This window comes from Methylorubrum extorquens (assembly GCF_024169925.1).
GTDB lineage: Bacteria > Pseudomonadota > Alphaproteobacteria > Rhizobiales > Beijerinckiaceae > Methylobacterium > Methylobacterium extorquens_A.
The window spans coordinates 3,234,732-3,249,175 of the sequence record NZ_JALJXF010000001.1 but is presented as its reverse complement, the minus strand read 5'-3'; the positions used below and the strand labels follow the sequence as shown (position 1 = coordinate 3,249,175).

At 69.5% G+C, this 14,444-nt stretch carries 15 protein-coding genes; 12 read left to right on the top strand and 3 right to left on the bottom strand.

Annotated features, from left to right (window positions below; genetic code table 11):
* Position 1 precedes the first annotated feature (1 nt).
* A complete protein-coding gene (locus J2W78_RS15375; protein WP_253371861.1) occupies positions 2-721 on the bottom strand; it encodes an RluA family pseudouridine synthase in 720 nt (239 codons plus the stop codon).
* 73 nt (positions 722-794) lie between these two features.
* On the opposite strand from J2W78_RS15375, the gene ftsY reads away from it, so the two are divergent.
* Complete coding sequence (gene ftsY, locus J2W78_RS15370; protein ID WP_253371859.1) at positions 795-2,279, top strand: signal recognition particle-docking protein FtsY; 1,485 nt, start codon at positions 795-797, stop codon at positions 2,277-2,279.
* Positions 2,280-2,322: 43 nt separating this feature from the next.
* Positions 2,323-2,937 (top strand): septation protein A, encoded by a 615-nt coding sequence (locus J2W78_RS15365; protein ID WP_253371857.1) that lies wholly within the window; start codon positions 2,323-2,325, stop codon positions 2,935-2,937.
* 110 nt (positions 2,938-3,047) lie between these two features.
* Here the strand turns inward: J2W78_RS15365 and J2W78_RS15360 are convergent, their stop codons facing one another.
* Positions 3,048-3,947 (bottom strand): carotenoid 1,2-hydratase, encoded by a 900-nt coding sequence (locus tag J2W78_RS15360; RefSeq protein WP_253371855.1) that lies wholly within the window; start codon positions 3,945-3,947, stop codon positions 3,048-3,050.
* Positions 3,944-5,443: a 1-hydroxycarotenoid 3,4-desaturase CrtD gene (gene crtD, locus J2W78_RS15355; RefSeq protein WP_253371853.1), complete on the bottom strand. Its 1,500-nt coding sequence runs from the start codon at positions 5,441-5,443 to the stop codon at positions 3,944-3,946. Before crtD ends, J2W78_RS15360 begins: the two co-directional genes overlap by 4 nt.
* Before the next feature lie 105 nt (positions 5,444-5,548).
* Between crtD and J2W78_RS15350 the strand changes: the two genes are divergently transcribed.
* The 10 genes from J2W78_RS15350 to pufL all read left to right on the top strand — a co-directional run bounded on the left by J2W78_RS15350 (position 5,549) and on the right by pufL (position 14,435).
* The gene (locus J2W78_RS15350; RefSeq protein WP_253371851.1) at positions 5,549-6,415 is read left to right on the top strand and encodes a polyprenyl synthetase family protein; all 867 of its coding nucleotides are present in this window, start codon (positions 5,549-5,551) and stop codon (positions 6,413-6,415) included.
* A gap of 21 nt (positions 6,416-6,436) precedes the next feature.
* The gene (locus J2W78_RS15345) at positions 6,437-7,582 is read left to right on the top strand and encodes an acetylserotonin O-methyltransferase (protein WP_253374054.1); all 1,146 of its coding nucleotides are present in this window, start codon (positions 6,437-6,439) and stop codon (positions 7,580-7,582) included.
* Positions 7,583-7,683: 101 nt separating this feature from the next.
* Positions 7,684-8,622, top strand: coding sequence for a chlorophyll synthesis pathway protein BchC (bchC, locus tag J2W78_RS15340; protein WP_253371849.1), 939 nt, complete (start codon positions 7,684-7,686; stop codon positions 8,620-8,622).
* Positions 8,619-9,623 (top strand): chlorophyllide a reductase iron protein subunit X, encoded by a 1,005-nt coding sequence (locus J2W78_RS15335; RefSeq protein WP_253371847.1) that lies wholly within the window; start codon positions 8,619-8,621, stop codon positions 9,621-9,623. The genes bchC and J2W78_RS15335 overlap by 4 nt, the downstream gene beginning before the upstream one ends.
* A gap of 3 nt (positions 9,624-9,626) precedes the next feature.
* Complete coding sequence (gene bchY / locus J2W78_RS15330) at positions 9,627-11,153, top strand: chlorophyllide a reductase subunit Y (RefSeq protein ID WP_253371845.1); 1,527 nt, start codon at positions 9,627-9,629, stop codon at positions 11,151-11,153.
* Entirely contained in the window at positions 11,153-12,619 is a 1,467-nt protein-coding gene (gene bchZ, locus J2W78_RS15325; RefSeq protein WP_253371843.1) for a chlorophyllide a reductase subunit Z, read from the top strand. The genes bchY and bchZ overlap by 1 nt, the downstream gene beginning before the upstream one ends.
* Positions 12,620-12,690: 71 nt before the next feature.
* Entirely contained in the window at positions 12,691-12,924 is a 234-nt protein-coding gene (locus tag J2W78_RS15320; protein ID WP_253371842.1) for a hypothetical protein, read from the top strand.
* 171 nt (positions 12,925-13,095) lie between these two features.
* On the top strand, positions 13,096-13,326 hold the full coding sequence (gene pufB / locus J2W78_RS15315) for a light-harvesting antenna LH1, beta subunit (protein ID WP_183434156.1): 231 nt from the start codon (positions 13,096-13,098) through the stop codon (positions 13,324-13,326).
* Positions 13,327-13,337: 11 nt separating this feature from the next.
* On the top strand, positions 13,338-13,526 hold the full coding sequence (pufA, locus tag J2W78_RS15310; protein ID WP_056193358.1) for a light-harvesting antenna LH1, alpha subunit: 189 nt from the start codon (positions 13,338-13,340) through the stop codon (positions 13,524-13,526).
* Positions 13,527-13,610: 84 nt separating this feature from the next.
* Positions 13,611-14,435, top strand: coding sequence for a photosynthetic reaction center subunit L (gene pufL, locus J2W78_RS15305; RefSeq protein ID WP_253371839.1), 825 nt, complete (start codon positions 13,611-13,613; stop codon positions 14,433-14,435).
* The last annotated feature ends 9 nt before the right edge of the window (positions 14,436-14,444 follow it).

Here is a 14,444-nt window from a genome sequence, read left to right as displayed (position 1 = left end):
TCTACGGGGCGGGTGCGATCATTCCACACGCCTCCAGCCCCGCCCCCATATGCACGGGGGGCGGCGCTTCCACCGCGATTGCCTCGCGCTTCGGATAGAGCGGAAGGCTCAAACCCCGCGCATGGAGTTGCAGGCCCGGCCCATCCCGCCCGGCGCTGCCGTAGATCGTATCGCCCCGGATCGGCCAGCCCATCGCCGCGCAATGCACGCGCAATTGGTGCGTCCGCCCGGTCACCGGCTTCAGTTCCAACCACGACAGACCACTCGCCCGCCCAAGCACGCGGTAGAGCGTCAGCGAGGGTGCGCCGGCCGGGTCGGTCTTCATCCACCAACTGCGCGGATCGTCCGAACGTTTGGCCAGCGGAAGATCGATGCGCCCTTCCACGGCCTCGGGGCCGCCTTCGACCAGCGCCCAATAGGTCTTATCGACCTTGCCGTCGGCGAACAGGCGGTTCAAACGCGCAAGCGCCTTGGCATGGCGGCCGAGAACGAGGCAGCCCGACGTGTCGCGGTCCAGCCGGTGCGCAGCCTCCGGACGGCGCGGCAGGCCGAAACGCAGGGCGTCGAGATGGTCGGTCAGCGTCGGGCCGCCCTTCGGCCCCGGATGCACCGGCAAACCCGCCGGCTTGTCGATGACGAGCATCAGGGCATCGCGGTAGAGGAGCGGAGGCCCTATCTCCGGTCCGACGGTGCGATCCGGCACTGAAACACGCGCGTTCATGCCCCACGGGCTAGAATGTCGGATCGTCGCGGGCAAGGTTTGAGCAGGGCAAGATTTTGAACAAGGGACGCGGATGAGCGACGACGAGAAGCCCGGCTGGTTCGGACGCCTGTTCGGGCGAAAGGGCGCGCCCGAATCCAAGTCTCCCGAGCCGGTGCCCGGCGAGGACAGCCCGGTCGAGGAAACCCCGGCCGAGGAATCGGTCACGCCAGATCCGTTGTCGCCGGCCTCCGAATCCGAGGGGCAGCCGGTCTTCACCACCGCGGCGGACGATGTGACCCACGTGCCGCCGCCGGTGAGCGAGCCCGCCTCCGACGATCCCGACAAGAATCGCATCCCCGACGAACTGGAAGGCGCCGACCTCCAGCCCGAGCCGCAGCCGCCGACCGGCGAAGCACCGCAGCCAGACGAGATCCCTGACGAAGACGAGCCATCGGCCGCCTCCACCGAGACGGCGGAGAAGCGGAACTGGTGGTCGCGCCTGACCGGCGGCGAGGGGGAGACGCCCGCGCCCGCGCCCGCGCCCGCGCCCGCGGCTGAAGCCGAACCACCCGCCGAGGTCGACATCCAGCCGGTCGATTCCGCAGCGGCGCTCGCGAGCGATGCGATGTCCGGCGCGGCCGAGGGCAGCGAGAAGCAGGGCTGGTGGTCGCGTTTGACTGCCGGCATGCGCCGCACCTCCTCCGCCCTGTCGGACCGGGTGACGGGCCTGTTCACCAAGCGCAAGCTCGACGCCACCACCCTGGAGGATCTCGAAGACGCGCTGATCCAGGCCGATTTCGGCGTCGAGACGGCGACGCGTATGTCGGAGGCGGTGGGCAAGGGCCGCTACGAGAAGGGCATCTCGCCCGACGAGGTACGCGCCATCCTCGCCACCGAGATCGAGCGGGCGCTGACGCCCGTGGCGCTGCCGATCGAGATCGATTCGGCCAAGAAACCCTACGTGATCCTGACAGTCGGCGTGAACGGCGCCGGCAAGACCACGACGATCGGCAAGCTCTCGCTCAAGTTCAAGGCGGAGGGGCGCAGCGTCATGCTGGCGGCCGGCGACACGTTCCGCGCCGCGGCGATCGAGCAGTTGCGGGTGTGGGGCGACCGCACCGGGACGCCGGTCATCAGCCGCGCTCAGGGGTCGGACGCGGCGGGGCTCGCCTTCGACGCGTTCAAGGAGGCGCGGGAGAACGGCACCGACGTGCTCCTGATCGACACCGCCGGCCGCTTGCAGAACAAGGCCGGGCTGATGGCGGAACTGGAGAAGATCGTCCGGGTCATCCGCAAGCTCGACCCGGAGGCTCCTCACGCCACCTTGCTGGTGCTCGACGCCACCGTCGGGCAGAACGCACTGAGCCAAGTCGAGCTGTTCTCGCAGGCCGCACCCGTGTCGGGCCTCGTGATGACGAAGCTCGACGGAACCGCACGGGGCGGTATTCTGGTGGCGCTCGCCACGAAGTTCGGCCTGCCCGTGCACTTCATCGGGGTCGGCGAGGGCGTGGAAGACTTGGAGCCGTTCGCCGCGCGGGACTTTGCCCGGGCGATCACCGGCCTCCCCAAGGAGTAGCCGATTGGCCGTCGCCTCTTCGGAGCATCGTGAAAGTCCCAGCATGAAGGTCGAGAGCGTTCCGCCGCGACGGCACCTGCCGCCGCTCCTCAAGCTGGCGCTGGAAGTGGGCCCGCTGACGGTCTTCTTCTTCGGCAACGCCTATGCCGAGCGCTTCGGCGTAGCGGCGGAGAGCAAGCTGTTCGTGGCAACCGGCGTATTCATCGTCGCCACGATGATTGCGCTCGCCGTGCACTTCGCCCTGCTGCGGCGGCTGCCGATCATGCCGCTCGTGTCGGGTGTCGTCGTGCTGGTGTTCGGCAGCCTGACGCTGGCGCTTCAGGACAAGACCTTCATCATGATGAAGCCGACCATCGTGAACACGCTGTTCGGCCTCGTCCTTCTCGGCGGGCTCGCCTTCAACAAATCGCTGCTGTCGGTCGTGCTCGACAGCATGTTCGCGCTCACCGACGAGGGCTGGCGCAAGCTCACCTTCCGCTGGGGCCTGTTCTTTCTCGCGCTCGCGGTCGTCAACGAGGTCGTCTGGCGGACGCAGACCGAGGATTTCTGGGTGAGCTTCAAGGTGTTCGGCATCATGCCGCTCACGGTCGCCTTCGCCCTGGCCCAGACGCCGCTGCTGCTGCGCTACGAGCACAAGGACGAGGCGAAGGCTGGCTAGAGCTGTGCCCGACCGCGGTGGGTCGGATCACGCATCTATCCTTTTGTTTTGGCGCGCATTCTTTCGATGAACCGGCATCCAGTTCCTCGGAATGCGCTTGAATCGAAAGCTCAGCCGATCCGCCGCGGCATCCGGAACGGCAGCATCAGCCGCACGAGCGGGTTGCGGAAGCGCGTGAGCGACAGGCTCTCGTGCACGGGCTGCACCGCCTCGCCGTCGAGGGTCGTGGCGAGCATAGAGCGGGCATAGAACGGCGTGTCCTCGAACGTGCGGATCACCTCGGCGCGACTGTCGTCGCTGCGGGTCGTGCGCGGCATCCGCCACAGGCCGGTAGGCGGCAGGCCGGCGGCGAGCGGCAGGCGCATCTCGCGGCGGGTGCCGTCGGCGTCGAAGCGCAGCGTCAGGTTCTGTCCGCTGCCATCCGTCCGGCGCACGTCGTAGAGGATGGCCGAGCCCCGCTTGAGCGGAGCGCGGCACCAGGTCCAATCCGTGAACGCGTCTTCGAGGGCGCCGTCGCCATCGTTGGTGTCGTGGTAGCCGCTGCCGCGCCAGGAGAGGGCGGGTGCGGTGAACTCGGCCTCGACCTCGCAATCCGGCGCCATCGGCCACCAGCGGTGCAGGCCGTGCGTGTCGAGGGTGAAGGGCTGCGCGGTGAGTGCCCGTGGCCGCACCCGCACCGTGCCCCGCACCGCCCGCGGGATCGGCGAGCCCCGCTCGTCGAGGCGGATCGTCAGTACATTGCCGTCCCATTGGAGCGAAGACGGCCCGAGACTGAAGCTCGTCGCATCGCGCGCCAGCGAACGGGCGTTGCGCTCGGTCATGGCGAAGCGATTGCCCCGCTCGCCGTAGAGCACGACGTTGACGGCGCAGTGGGCGAACGGGTCGCGCGCTGCATCCCAGGCGTAATAGGGCGAGAACACGCTGCCGATGAAGGCGATGACGGTGAGCCCCTGGCGCCCGTCCTCGCTCACGGCATCGACGTACCACCAGACGTAGCCGCCGCGCGTCACCGCCCCATCGAAGCGAGGTCCGCGCGCAGTGCCGCCGCCGCGAGCCGGCCCGATTGCGCTGCCATCGGCACCCCCGGCCCCGGATGCACGCTGCCCCCCGCCAGGTAGAGCCCCGCTACCCGCGTCCGCGCTCCCGGCCGCTTGAACGTCGCCGTCCAGCCGTGCGAGGCCCGGCCGTAGAGGGCCCCGCCCGTTCCTGGGAACAGTCCCGCGAAATCCTGCGGGGTCGTGATCGTCGCCGGCCCCGTCGGCTCCAGGGTGAGCCCGCAGGCCGAGAGCTTGCGAAGGATGGTCGTCTCGCATGCGGCGATCTCCGTGGGGCTGAAGCGACGCTCTCCGCCATCGGCGGGCGCGTTGACGAGGATGAGCAGGCGTTCCGGTCCGTTGGGGGCCGCGCCGCCGTCGCCGTCCCGGTCCTGGGCGCAGACGTAGACGGTCGGGTCCGGCGGCAGACGGCGGCCGCGCAGGATCGCGTCGAACTCCGCCCGATAATCGGCGGAGAAGAACACGCTGTGGTGCGCGAGCTCGAAGCCCTTCGCCCGCGCCGTCAGACAGAGGGTGAGTGCCGAGAGCGAGCGCTCGCGGGCGGGCACCCGGTCGCCCGCCGCCGCGGCCTCGCGCCCGAGCAGGCCACCGCCGAGGGCCGCGACGTCGGCGTTGGCGATCACCGCATCGGCGACGATGCGCTCGCCGCCGACGAGTTCGACTCCCGCGACACGGCCGCGCTCAGTCAGGATCCGTGCCACGTCCGCCCCGGTGCGCAGCTTCGCGCCGCGGCGCTCGGCCAGATCCGCGACCGCGCGCGCGAGCCGGCTCAAGCCGCCCTCGACGGTCCAGACACCCGCCTGCTCCACATGGGCGACCAGCATCAGCGTGGCGGGCGCCTCGAACGGCGAGGCGCCGCAATAGGTGGCGTAGCGCCCGAACAGCTGGTGCAGGCGCGGATCGCGGAAGTACTCCCCGAGCGCCGACCACAGGGTCGCGAAGGGCTGGATACGCCAGAGGCTGCCGATGCCCGAGAGGCCGACGCGCTGGGCGAGATCGACGGGGCTCGGCCGGTCGGCGCGGATGAAGGGCCCTTCCAGTGTGCGGTAGACCTCGGCCGCACGGGCGCAGAACCGCCGATAGCCCTCCGCCTCCCGCGGGCCGGCGAAGGCGCCGATGGCCGCCGCAGAAGCCTCGATGTCGGCGAACAGGTCGAGCCGCTCGTGCGCGTTCCAGGCGTGGCGGGCGAGCAGGGTGGCCGGCCGCAGCCGCATCTCCGATTCGAGATCGGCGCCAGCCTCGGCGAACAGCTCCTCGAACACCCAGCGCATGGTGAAGACGGTGGGGCCCGCCTCGACCGGCACGCCGTTCACGGCCAGCGACCGCATCTTGCCGCCGACGCGCGCCGCCCGTTCCAGGACGGTGACGTCATGGCCGGCCACAGCGAGATTCAGCGCCGCCGCGAGACCGCCGATGCCGGCACCGATCACGATGACGCTTTTTTCTGCCACCGAAAACGCACTCCGCCTCGCATCGCCGTTGATCCGAGCCCGCAACAGTGTCAAGTATTGTTGACACAAAGACAAGGCAAGGCAGCCTGACATCGGGAGGACACTATGGACGTCGGCCGGCGGATCGAGACAGTGCTCGACATTGCGGTGTCCCATGCGGAGGCACCGGGTGCACCCCCGCAGCTGGCGGAGGCGATCCGCTACGCGGTCTTTCCCGGCGGCCACCGCATCCGCCCGCGGCTCTGCCTTTCCGTCGCGCTCGCCTGCGGCGACGACGACCCCGCCGCCTCCGAGGCGGCCGCGGCGGCGATCGAGTTGCTGCACTGCGCCTCCCTCGTCCACGATGACCTGCCGTGCTTCGACGATGCGCCGACGCGCCGCCAGAAGCCGTCGGTCCACGCGGCTTTCGGCGTGCCGCTCGCGGTGCTCACGGGCGACGCGCTGATCGTCGCCGCCTTCGAGACGCTGGCGCGGGGTGTAACCCGCTCGCCCGCGCGCCTTGCGAGTCTCGTCGGGCTGATCGCCCGCGCCGTCGGCTCGCCCTCCGGCATCGTCGCGGGGCAGGCCTGGGAATCCGAGCCCACCGTCGATCTGGTCGAGTACCAGCAGGCCAAGACCGGCGCGCTGTTTGCAGCGGCCACGGTGGCCGGTGCCGCCGCCGCGGGAGCGCCCCCGCTGCCCTGGCGCCTGCTCGGCGAATGCCTCGGGGCGGCCTATCAGGTCGCCGACGACCTGCGCGACGTCGCCTGCCGCCAGGAGGAGATCGGCAAGCCCGCCGGCCGCGACGCCACCCTTGGGCGCCCGAACGCGGCGGCCCTGCTCGGCATGGGCGGCGCCCTGGAGCGCTTGAAGCATCTCACGCAGGAAGCGATCGACGTAATTCCCCCCTGCCGCGGGCAGGACGCGATTCGCATCGAGATCGAGGCGCAGACCCGGCTGTTCATGCCTGCTTCCCTGCGCGCGATGGCGTGAGGGCCGGCCTTGCCCGCCGCGATGACCGAGGCCGGACCCGCGCCGGAGAGGCGCGGCGGCTGGCGCCAGCGCTGGCTCGCCTTCCGCAACCGCACGGTCGCTAGCCCCAGCTTCCAGCGCTGGGCGGCGGGGTTTCCGCTCACCCGCGGGATCGCGCAGCGGAACACCCGGGCATTGTTCGACCTCTGCGCCGGCTTCGTCTACGCGCAGGTGCTGTTCGCCTGCGTCCGGCTCGACCTGTTTACGCTGCTGCGGGACGGCCCGCTCGCGCCCGACGCCCTCGCCCGGGGTCTCGATCTGCCTTCCGATCGCGCGCTGACCCTGCTCAAAGCCGCGGCCTCGCTCGACCTAATCGCGCGGCTACCGGACGAGCGCTTCGCCTTGGCCGATCTCGGCGCGGCGCTGATCGGCAATCCCTCGGTCGCGGCGATGATCGAGCACCACGCTATGCTCTACGCCGATCTGGCCGATCCCGTCGCCCTGTTGCGGGGCGGGGCGGGGCCGACGCGGCTCGGGGGCTACTGGCCCTATGCCGAAGCCGGCGGGGACGTGCAGCTCGGCCCGGATTCGGTCGCCGCCTATAGTGGCTTGATGGCGTCCTCGCAGGCGCTGATCGCGGACGATGTGCTCGATGCCCTGCCGCTCGCCGATCGCGCATGCCTGATGGATGTCGGGGGCGGGGAGGGCGTGTTCCTCGCGCAGGCCGCCCGCCGCCATCCGCGGCTCGCCCTGCGCCTGCTCGACCTTCCGCCGGTTGCGGAACGGGCGGTTGCCCGACTCGCCGCCGAGGGCCTCGGCGACCGCGTCACCTGTTTCGGCCGGAGCTTTCTCGGCACCTTCCTTCCGCCGGGCGCCGACGCGATCACCCTGGTGCGGGTTTTCCACGATCACGATGATGCGGTCGCCCTGGCGCTCCTGCGTGCGGCCCACGCGGCGCTGCCGCCCGGCGGCCTCCTGGCGATTGCCGAGCCGATGGCCGGCACGCCCGGCGCGAAGCCGGTGGGTGATGCGTATTTCGGCTTCTACCTCCTCGCTATGGGCAGCGGCCGGCCCCGCACGGCCGACGAATTGACAGCCATGCTGGCCCAGGCCGGCTTCGATGAAATCCGCGAGCGGGCGACCCGGCGTCCGCTGCTGGCGCGATTGATCACCGCAAAGCGACGGTAGAAGTGTAAAGTTTACTTGACGCAATTCCTCGTCCATCTAGGATGACATCAAGCGGTTCGGCCCTTCGCAGAGTCGCAAACAGCAACGGGGGAGGCAGGGAGATGGAGGCATTGGCCGTCGTCCTTGAACGACCGGAGCACTTGGCACTCAACCGCCTCGCGCTGACCCCTGCCACCGAGGGCGACGCGATCGTTGCCGTCTCTTGGAGCGGCATCAGCACGGGGACCGAGCGCCTGCTCTGGTCCGGCCGGATGCCGCCCTTTCCCGGCATGGGGTATCCGCTGGTGCCCGGCTACGAGTCGGTCGGCACGGTGGTCGAGACCGGTGCCGGTAGCGGCCTGCGCATCGGGCAGACCGTATTCGTGCCCGGCGCCCGCTGCTTCGGCGAGGTCAACGGGCTGTTCGGCGGCGCGGCTTCGCACCTGATCGCTCCGGCCTCCCGCCTCGTCTCTATCGATGCCGCGCTCGGCGACCGCGCCTGCCTCATCGCCCTTGCAGCAACTGCCTATCATGCCCTGTCCGGCATCGTGCCCGGCGAGCGAAGCCTGATCGTCGGCCACGGCGTGCTCGGCCGGCTGCTCGCGCGGCTGACGTTGCTCGCGGGCGGCGAACCGGTGGTGTGGGAGCGCGAGACGCTGCGGGCGGAGGGTACGTTCGGCTACTCCGTGCTCGCGCCCGAGGACGATCCGACGCGCGACTACGCCACCATCACCGATGTCAGCGGCGATTCGAGCTTGCTCGATACGCTGATCGGCCGTCTCGCCCCCGGCGGCGAGATCGTGCTCGCCGGCTTCTACGAGGCCCCGCTGGCCTTCGCCTTCCCGCCCGCCTTCATGCGCGAGGCTCGGATCCGGGTCTCGGCGGAATGGCGGCCGGGCGACCTCGCGGTGGTCCGGGCCCTGATCGAGGCCGGAAGCCTGTCGCTCGATGGGCTCATCACTCACCGGGTGCCCGCCTGGCAAGCGGGGGAGGCCTACCGCACGGCCTTCGCCGATCCTGCCTGCCTGAAGATGATCCTCGATTGGAGGACCTGCTCATGAACCTTCAGCTCAACAAGGCGGCGTTGAACGCCGCGACGACGCTGCGGGCCGAGGCCGCCATCGAGCCCGATCCGGTCGCGACCGGCGAGGTCAAGCGCGAGACGCAGATCATCGCGATCTACGGCAAGGGCGGCATCGGCAAGTCGTTCACCCTGGCCAATCTCAGCTACATGATGGCCCAGCAGGGCAAGAAGGTGCTGCTGATCGGCTGCGACCCGAAGAGCGACACGACCTCGCTCCTGTTCGGCGGGCGCGCCTGCCCGACCATCATCGAGACCTCGACCAAGAAGAAGCTTGCGGGCGAGGCGGTCGCCATCGGCGACGTCTGTTTCAAGCGCGACGGCGTCTATGCGATGGAGCTCGGCGGGCCGGAGGTCGGCCGCGGTTGCGGCGGGCGCGGCATCATCCACGGCTTCGAGCTGCTCGAGAAACTCGGCTTCCACGAATGGGGGTTCGACTACGTCCTGCTCGATTTCCTCGGCGACGTGGTCTGCGGCGGCTTCGGCCTCCCGATCGCCCGCGACATGTGCCAGAAGGTCATCGTCGTCGGCTCCAACGACCTGCAATCGCTCTACGTCGCCAACAACGTCTGCTCGGCGGTCGAATACTTCCGCAAGATGGGCGGCAATGTCGGCGTCGGCGGCCTCGTCATCAACAAGGACGACGGCACCGGCGAGGCGCAGGCTTTCGCCGATGCGGCGGGCATTCCGGTGCTGGCCTCGATCCCGGCCGATGACGACATCCGCCGCAAGAGCGCGAATTACGAGATCATCGGCAAGCCCGACGGGCGCTGGGGCTCGCTCTTCGCCGACCTTTCGCAGAACGTGGCGGAGGCCGCGCCGCACCAGCCGACGCCGCTGAGCCAGGACGCGCTGCTCGGCCTGTTCTCCAGCGAGGCCACCGGACGCGACGTGGTGCTGGAGCCTGCCACCATCGAGGACATGTGCGGGCGCACCAGCCTGACCAAGCCGTCCCTCGAAGTCGTCTACGACGAGGTCTGAGCCATGGCGGTCAGCCTCGACATCGGCGCGCTTCGCGCCCGCCGCCCAGAGGGCATCGATCTCGCCGCGACTCAGGGCGACGGGCTCGGCTGCCACGCCGGCAAGGACACGATGCGCGCGGCTGCCGAGGCCGCCGGCCTGTCCGGAACGCTGGAGCAGTACCGGAAGGACTATCCGGCGGGGCCGCACGACCAGCCGCAGAGCATGTGCCCCGCCTTCGGCTCCCTGCGCGTCGGCCTGCGCATGCGGCGCACGATGACGATCCTCTCGGGAAGCGCCTGCTGCGTCTACGGTCTGACCTTCACCTCGCATTTCTACGGCGCGCGTCGGAGCGTCGGCTACGTGCCGTTCAATTCCGAGACGCTGGTCACCGGCAAGCTGTTCGAGGACATCCGCGAGGCGGTCCACGCCTCGGCCAACCCGCAAGACTACGACGCGATCGTCGTCATCAACCTCTGCGTTCCGACCGCCTCGGGCGTTCCGCTAAGGCTGCTGCCGAAGCAGATCGACGGCGTGCGCGTCATCGGTATCGACGTGCCGGGCTTCGGCGTGCCGACCCATGCCGAGGCCAAGGACGTCTTGGCCGGCGCGATGCTCAAGTTCGCTCGCACGGAAGCCGAGAGCGGCCCGGTCCAGGCGCCGCGCGGGGGCCGCTCGGAGCGTCCGTCCGTCGCGCTTCTGGGCGAGATGTTCCCGGCCGATCCGGTGGTGATCGGTGCGCTTCTCGAACCGCTCGGCCTCAGCGCCGGCCCCGTCGTGCCGACGCGGGAATGGCGCGAACTCTACGGCGCCCTCGACGCGGCAGCGGTGGCGGCCATCCACCCGTTTTACACCGCGAGCATTCGTGAGTTCGAGGCCGCCGGTCGGCCGGTGGTCGGCTCGGCCCCCGTCGGCCATGACGGCACCGCCGACTGGCTCGCCGCCATCGGCAATGCCTGCGACGTGCCGCACGAGAAAATCGCGGCGGCGCAGAACCGGCTTCTGCCGGCGATCCGGGGAGCGCTGGGTGCAGCGCCGATCCGCGGGCGCATCACGCTCTCCGGCTACGAGGGCTCGGAACTCCTGGTCGCGCGCCTCCTCGTCGAGAGCGGCGCCGAGGTGCCTTATGTCGGCACAGCCTGCCCGCGCACGCCCTGGTCCGAGCCGGACCGGGCGTGGCTGGAGGAACGCGGCGTCACCATCCGCTACCGCGCCTCGCTGGAGGACGACCTCGCCGCGCTCAACGAATTCCGGCCGGATCTGGCCATCGGCACCACCCCGGTGGTGCAGAAGGCGAAGGAGGCCGGCACGCCGGCACTTTACTTCACCAACCTGATCTCGGCGCGTCCGCTGATGGGCGCGGCCGGCGCCGGCTCGCTGGCGAAGGTGGTCAACGCCGCGCTCGCCAACCGGCCCCGCTTCGACGCCATGCGCGCCTTCTTCGAGGGCGTCGGTACCGGCCACGCCGCAGGCATCTGGCAGGAGGTGCCGGTGCTCAAGACGGCGCCGAAGGCCGCGGCTCCCCTGAAGCCGATCGGGGAGATGGTCTGATGCTGGTCATCGATCACGACCGCGCCGGCGGCTACTGGGGGGCGGTCTACGTCTTCACCGCGATCAAGGGCCTGCAGGTGGTCATCGACGGCCCGGTGGGCTGCGAGAACCTGCCGGTCACCTCGGTGCTGCACTACACCGACGCGCTGCCGCCGCACGAGTTGCCCATCGTCGTCACCGGGCTGGCGGAGGAGGAACTCGGCCGACACGGCACCGAAGGCGCGATGAAGCGGGCGCATGCCACGCTCGATCCCGGCCAGCCCAGTGTCGTGGTGACGGGCTCGATTGCCGAGATGATCGGCGGCGGCGTCACCCCTGAGGGGACCGGGCTCCAGCGCTTCCTACCGCGCACCATCGACGAGGACCAGTGGCAATCCGCCGACCGGGCGATGAGCTGGCTCTGGCAGGAATACGGCGCGAAGCGCTTCGCCAAGAAGGGGATTCCGGCCCGTCCCGAGCGCAAAGCCGGGGAGAAGCCGCGGGTCAACATCATCGGCCCGGCCTACGGCACCTTCAACATGGCCTCGGACCTCGCCGAGATCCGCCGCCTCGTCGAGGGCATCGGCGCCGAGGTGAACCTCACCTTCCCGCTCGGCTCGCATCTCGCCGACGTGCCCAAGCTCGTCAACGCGGATGCCAACATCTGCCTCTACCGCGAGTTCGGTCGCCTGCTCTGCGAGAGCCTGGAGCGGCCCTATCTCCAGGCTCCGATCGGGGTGCTCTCGACCACCAAGTTCCTGCGCACTCTCGGCGAGATCCTGAGGCTCGACCCCGAGCCCTTCATCGAGCGCGAGCGCCACACCACGATTAAACCGGTCTGGGATCTGTGGCGCTCGGTGACGCAGGATTTCTTCGGCACCGCGAGCTTCGGCATCGTCGCGACTGAGACCTATGTCCGCGGCGTGCGCCATTTCCTCGAAGAGGAGATGGGCCTGCCCTGTCACTTCGCCTTTGCGCGCAGCGCCGGCACGAAGCCCGACAACGCGGCGGTGCGTGAGGCGATCAAGACAAACCCGCCGCTTGTCCTGTTCGGCTCGTTCAACGAGCGCATGTACCTCGCCGAGGCGGGTGGGCGGGCAATCTATGTCCCGGCCTCGTTCCCCGGCGCCATCATCCGGCGGCACACCGGCACGCCGTTCATGGGCTATGCCGGCGCGACCTACCTCGTGCAGGAAGTCTGCAACGCTCTGTTCGACATGCTCTTCCACATCCTGCCGCTCGCGCGTGACATGGATGCAGTAGAGGCGACGCCCGCCCGGACGCACCGCGAACTGCCCTGGGACGAAGCGGCCCGCGCCCGGCTCGACGCGCTGGTCGAGGCCCATCCCGTTCTCACGCGGATCTCCGCCGCCAAACGCCTGCGCGATGCCGCCGAGCGGGCCGCGCGCCGGGTCGCCGCCGAGCGCGTCGCTGCCGCCCATGTCGAGCGGGCGCAGAGCGACCTCGTCTTGGGGAGCGCTGCATGAGCGCGGGTCTCCTCCATCCCCTTCACCCTCCGGCCCTTCGCGGAGCCGGAAAACCTGCGGAGCACTGAGTCATGGGAGTGGTCATGCAACGATCGATGCCCGCGTCGTCGCGACAGCACAGTGAGGCGGTCCAGTTCCGGATCATCCTTGCCGCGACCTACCCGTTCTTTCTCGCCGCCGCCCTGGTGCAGCGTTTCCGGCCGAACACGGCCCCGCGGCGCGGCCTGCCGACCCTGCGCCGCTCCGTCTTCGGCGAAGCCAAGGTCATGGCCGTTTCGGCGATCCCGTTCGCCTTCATGGGCTAGGGATTCGGCGCACCGCACTCCGGCAGGCGGCCCCCGCCTTTCGCGACGATGCGCCAGCGCCTCAGAACTTCCGTGCGGTGACACGGGGGATCCTGCGCCGTGATGTCATCGGGTCACGGCGACACCCGCCACGCCTGTCAGCGCGCGGCATAACCAGCGGAGGTTCGATCGATGGCGAACGGCATCACAGAAAGACCGAGCAGCCTGTCCGGGCTGACGGAACCCGAAGCCAAGGAATTTCACGCGATCTTCCTGACGAGCTTCATCATTTTCACGGCGATCGCCGTGGTCGCCCACATTCTCGTGTGGCTGTGGCGGCCCTGGCTTCCCGGGCCGAAGGGCTACGCCCTGCTCGACGGCGTGACCAACGCCGCCCACGGCCTTGTGTCGATGATCGGCTGAGGAGACGCGCGATGCACAAGATCTGGCTTCTGTTCGATCCCCGGCGCACTCTCGTCGCGCTCTTCACCTTCCTGTTCGTCCTGGCGCTGCTGATCCACTTCATCCTGCTCAGCACCGATCGGTTCAACTGGCTGGAAGGCCCGAAGGACGCGAAGGCCGCCGCCGCCCACAGCCTCGTCCTCCCGACGATGCCGACCTGACCGGCCCCACCGCTGGTTCTGCCGCGGGCGGGCCCTGTCGCGCCTGCCCCGGCACCCTTCGTCCTCACCGCGGGGATTTCCGCCATGGCGATGCTGAGCTTCGAGCGCAAATACCGGGTCCGCGGCGGCACTTTGCTGGGCGGAGACCTGTTCGACTTCTGGGTGGGGCCGTTCTACGTCGGCTTCTTCGGCGTCACGACGATCTTCTTCTCGGTGCTTGGCACCGCACTGATCCTCTACGGCGCGGCCATCGGCCCGACCTGGAACATCTGGCAGATCAACATCGCGCCTCCCGACCTAAAATACGGGCTGGCGCTGGCACCTCTGAAGGAAGGGGGCCTGTGGCAGATCATTACCTTCTGCGCGGTCGGGTCATTCTCGTCTTGGGCCCTGCGCGAGGTCGAGATCTGCCGCAAGCTCGGCATCGGCTACCACGTGCCGTTCGCCTTCTCGGTGGCGATCTTCGCCTACGTTTCGCTGGTGGTGATCCGCCCGTTCCTGATGGGCGCCTGGGGCTACGGCTTCCCCTACGGCATCCTCTCCCATCTCGATTGGGTGTCGAACACCGGCTACCAGTATCTGCACTTCCACTACAATCCCGCGCACATGCTCGCCGTGACGTTCTTCTTCACGACCACCTTCGCGCTGGCGCTGCACGGCTCGCTGATCCTGTCCTCGACCAATCCGGCCAAGGGCGAGACGGTGAAGACGCCCGAGCACGAGGACACCTACTTCCGCGACACGATCGGCTACTCGATCGGCACGCTGGGCATCCACCGGCTCGGCCTGTTCCTCGCGCTCTCCGCGGGATTCTGGAGCGCGGTCTGCATCGTCATCTCGGGGCCCTTCTGGACGCAAGGGTGGCCGGAATGGTGGGGCTGGTGGCTCAACCTGCCCGTGTGGCGGTGAACCGGATCG

Coding starts and splice junctions, on each gene's coding strand:
- bchZ (WP_253371843.1), top strand. CDS start 11,153: ATGCTGGTCATCGATCACGACCGCGCCGGCGGCTACTGGGGGGCGGTC.
- bchC (WP_253371849.1), top strand. CDS start 7,684: ATGGAGGCATTGGCCGTCGTCCTTGAACGACCGGAGCACTTGGCACTC.
- J2W78_RS15350 (WP_253371851.1), top strand. CDS start 5,549: ATGGACGTCGGCCGGCGGATCGAGACAGTGCTCGACATTGCGGTGTCC.
- pufB (WP_183434156.1), top strand. CDS start 13,096: ATGGCGAACGGCATCACAGAAAGACCGAGCAGCCTGTCCGGGCTGACG.
- J2W78_RS15375 (WP_253371861.1), bottom strand. CDS start 721: ATGAACGCGCGTGTTTCAGTGCCGGATCGCACCGTCGGACCGGAGATA.
- J2W78_RS15335 (WP_253371847.1), top strand. CDS start 8,619: ATGAACCTTCAGCTCAACAAGGCGGCGTTGAACGCCGCGACGACGCTG.
- J2W78_RS15320 (WP_253371842.1), top strand. CDS start 12,691: ATGGGAGTGGTCATGCAACGATCGATGCCCGCGTCGTCGCGACAGCAC.
- J2W78_RS15365 (WP_253371857.1), top strand. CDS start 2,323: ATGAAGGTCGAGAGCGTTCCGCCGCGACGGCACCTGCCGCCGCTCCTC.
- ftsY (WP_253371859.1), top strand. CDS start 795: ATGAGCGACGACGAGAAGCCCGGCTGGTTCGGACGCCTGTTCGGGCGA.
- bchY (WP_253371845.1), top strand. CDS start 9,627: ATGGCGGTCAGCCTCGACATCGGCGCGCTTCGCGCCCGCCGCCCAGAG.
- pufA (WP_056193358.1), top strand. CDS start 13,338: ATGCACAAGATCTGGCTTCTGTTCGATCCCCGGCGCACTCTCGTCGCG.
- pufL (WP_253371839.1), top strand. CDS start 13,611: ATGGCGATGCTGAGCTTCGAGCGCAAATACCGGGTCCGCGGCGGCACT.
- J2W78_RS15345 (WP_253374054.1), top strand. CDS start 6,437: ATGACCGAGGCCGGACCCGCGCCGGAGAGGCGCGGCGGCTGGCGCCAG.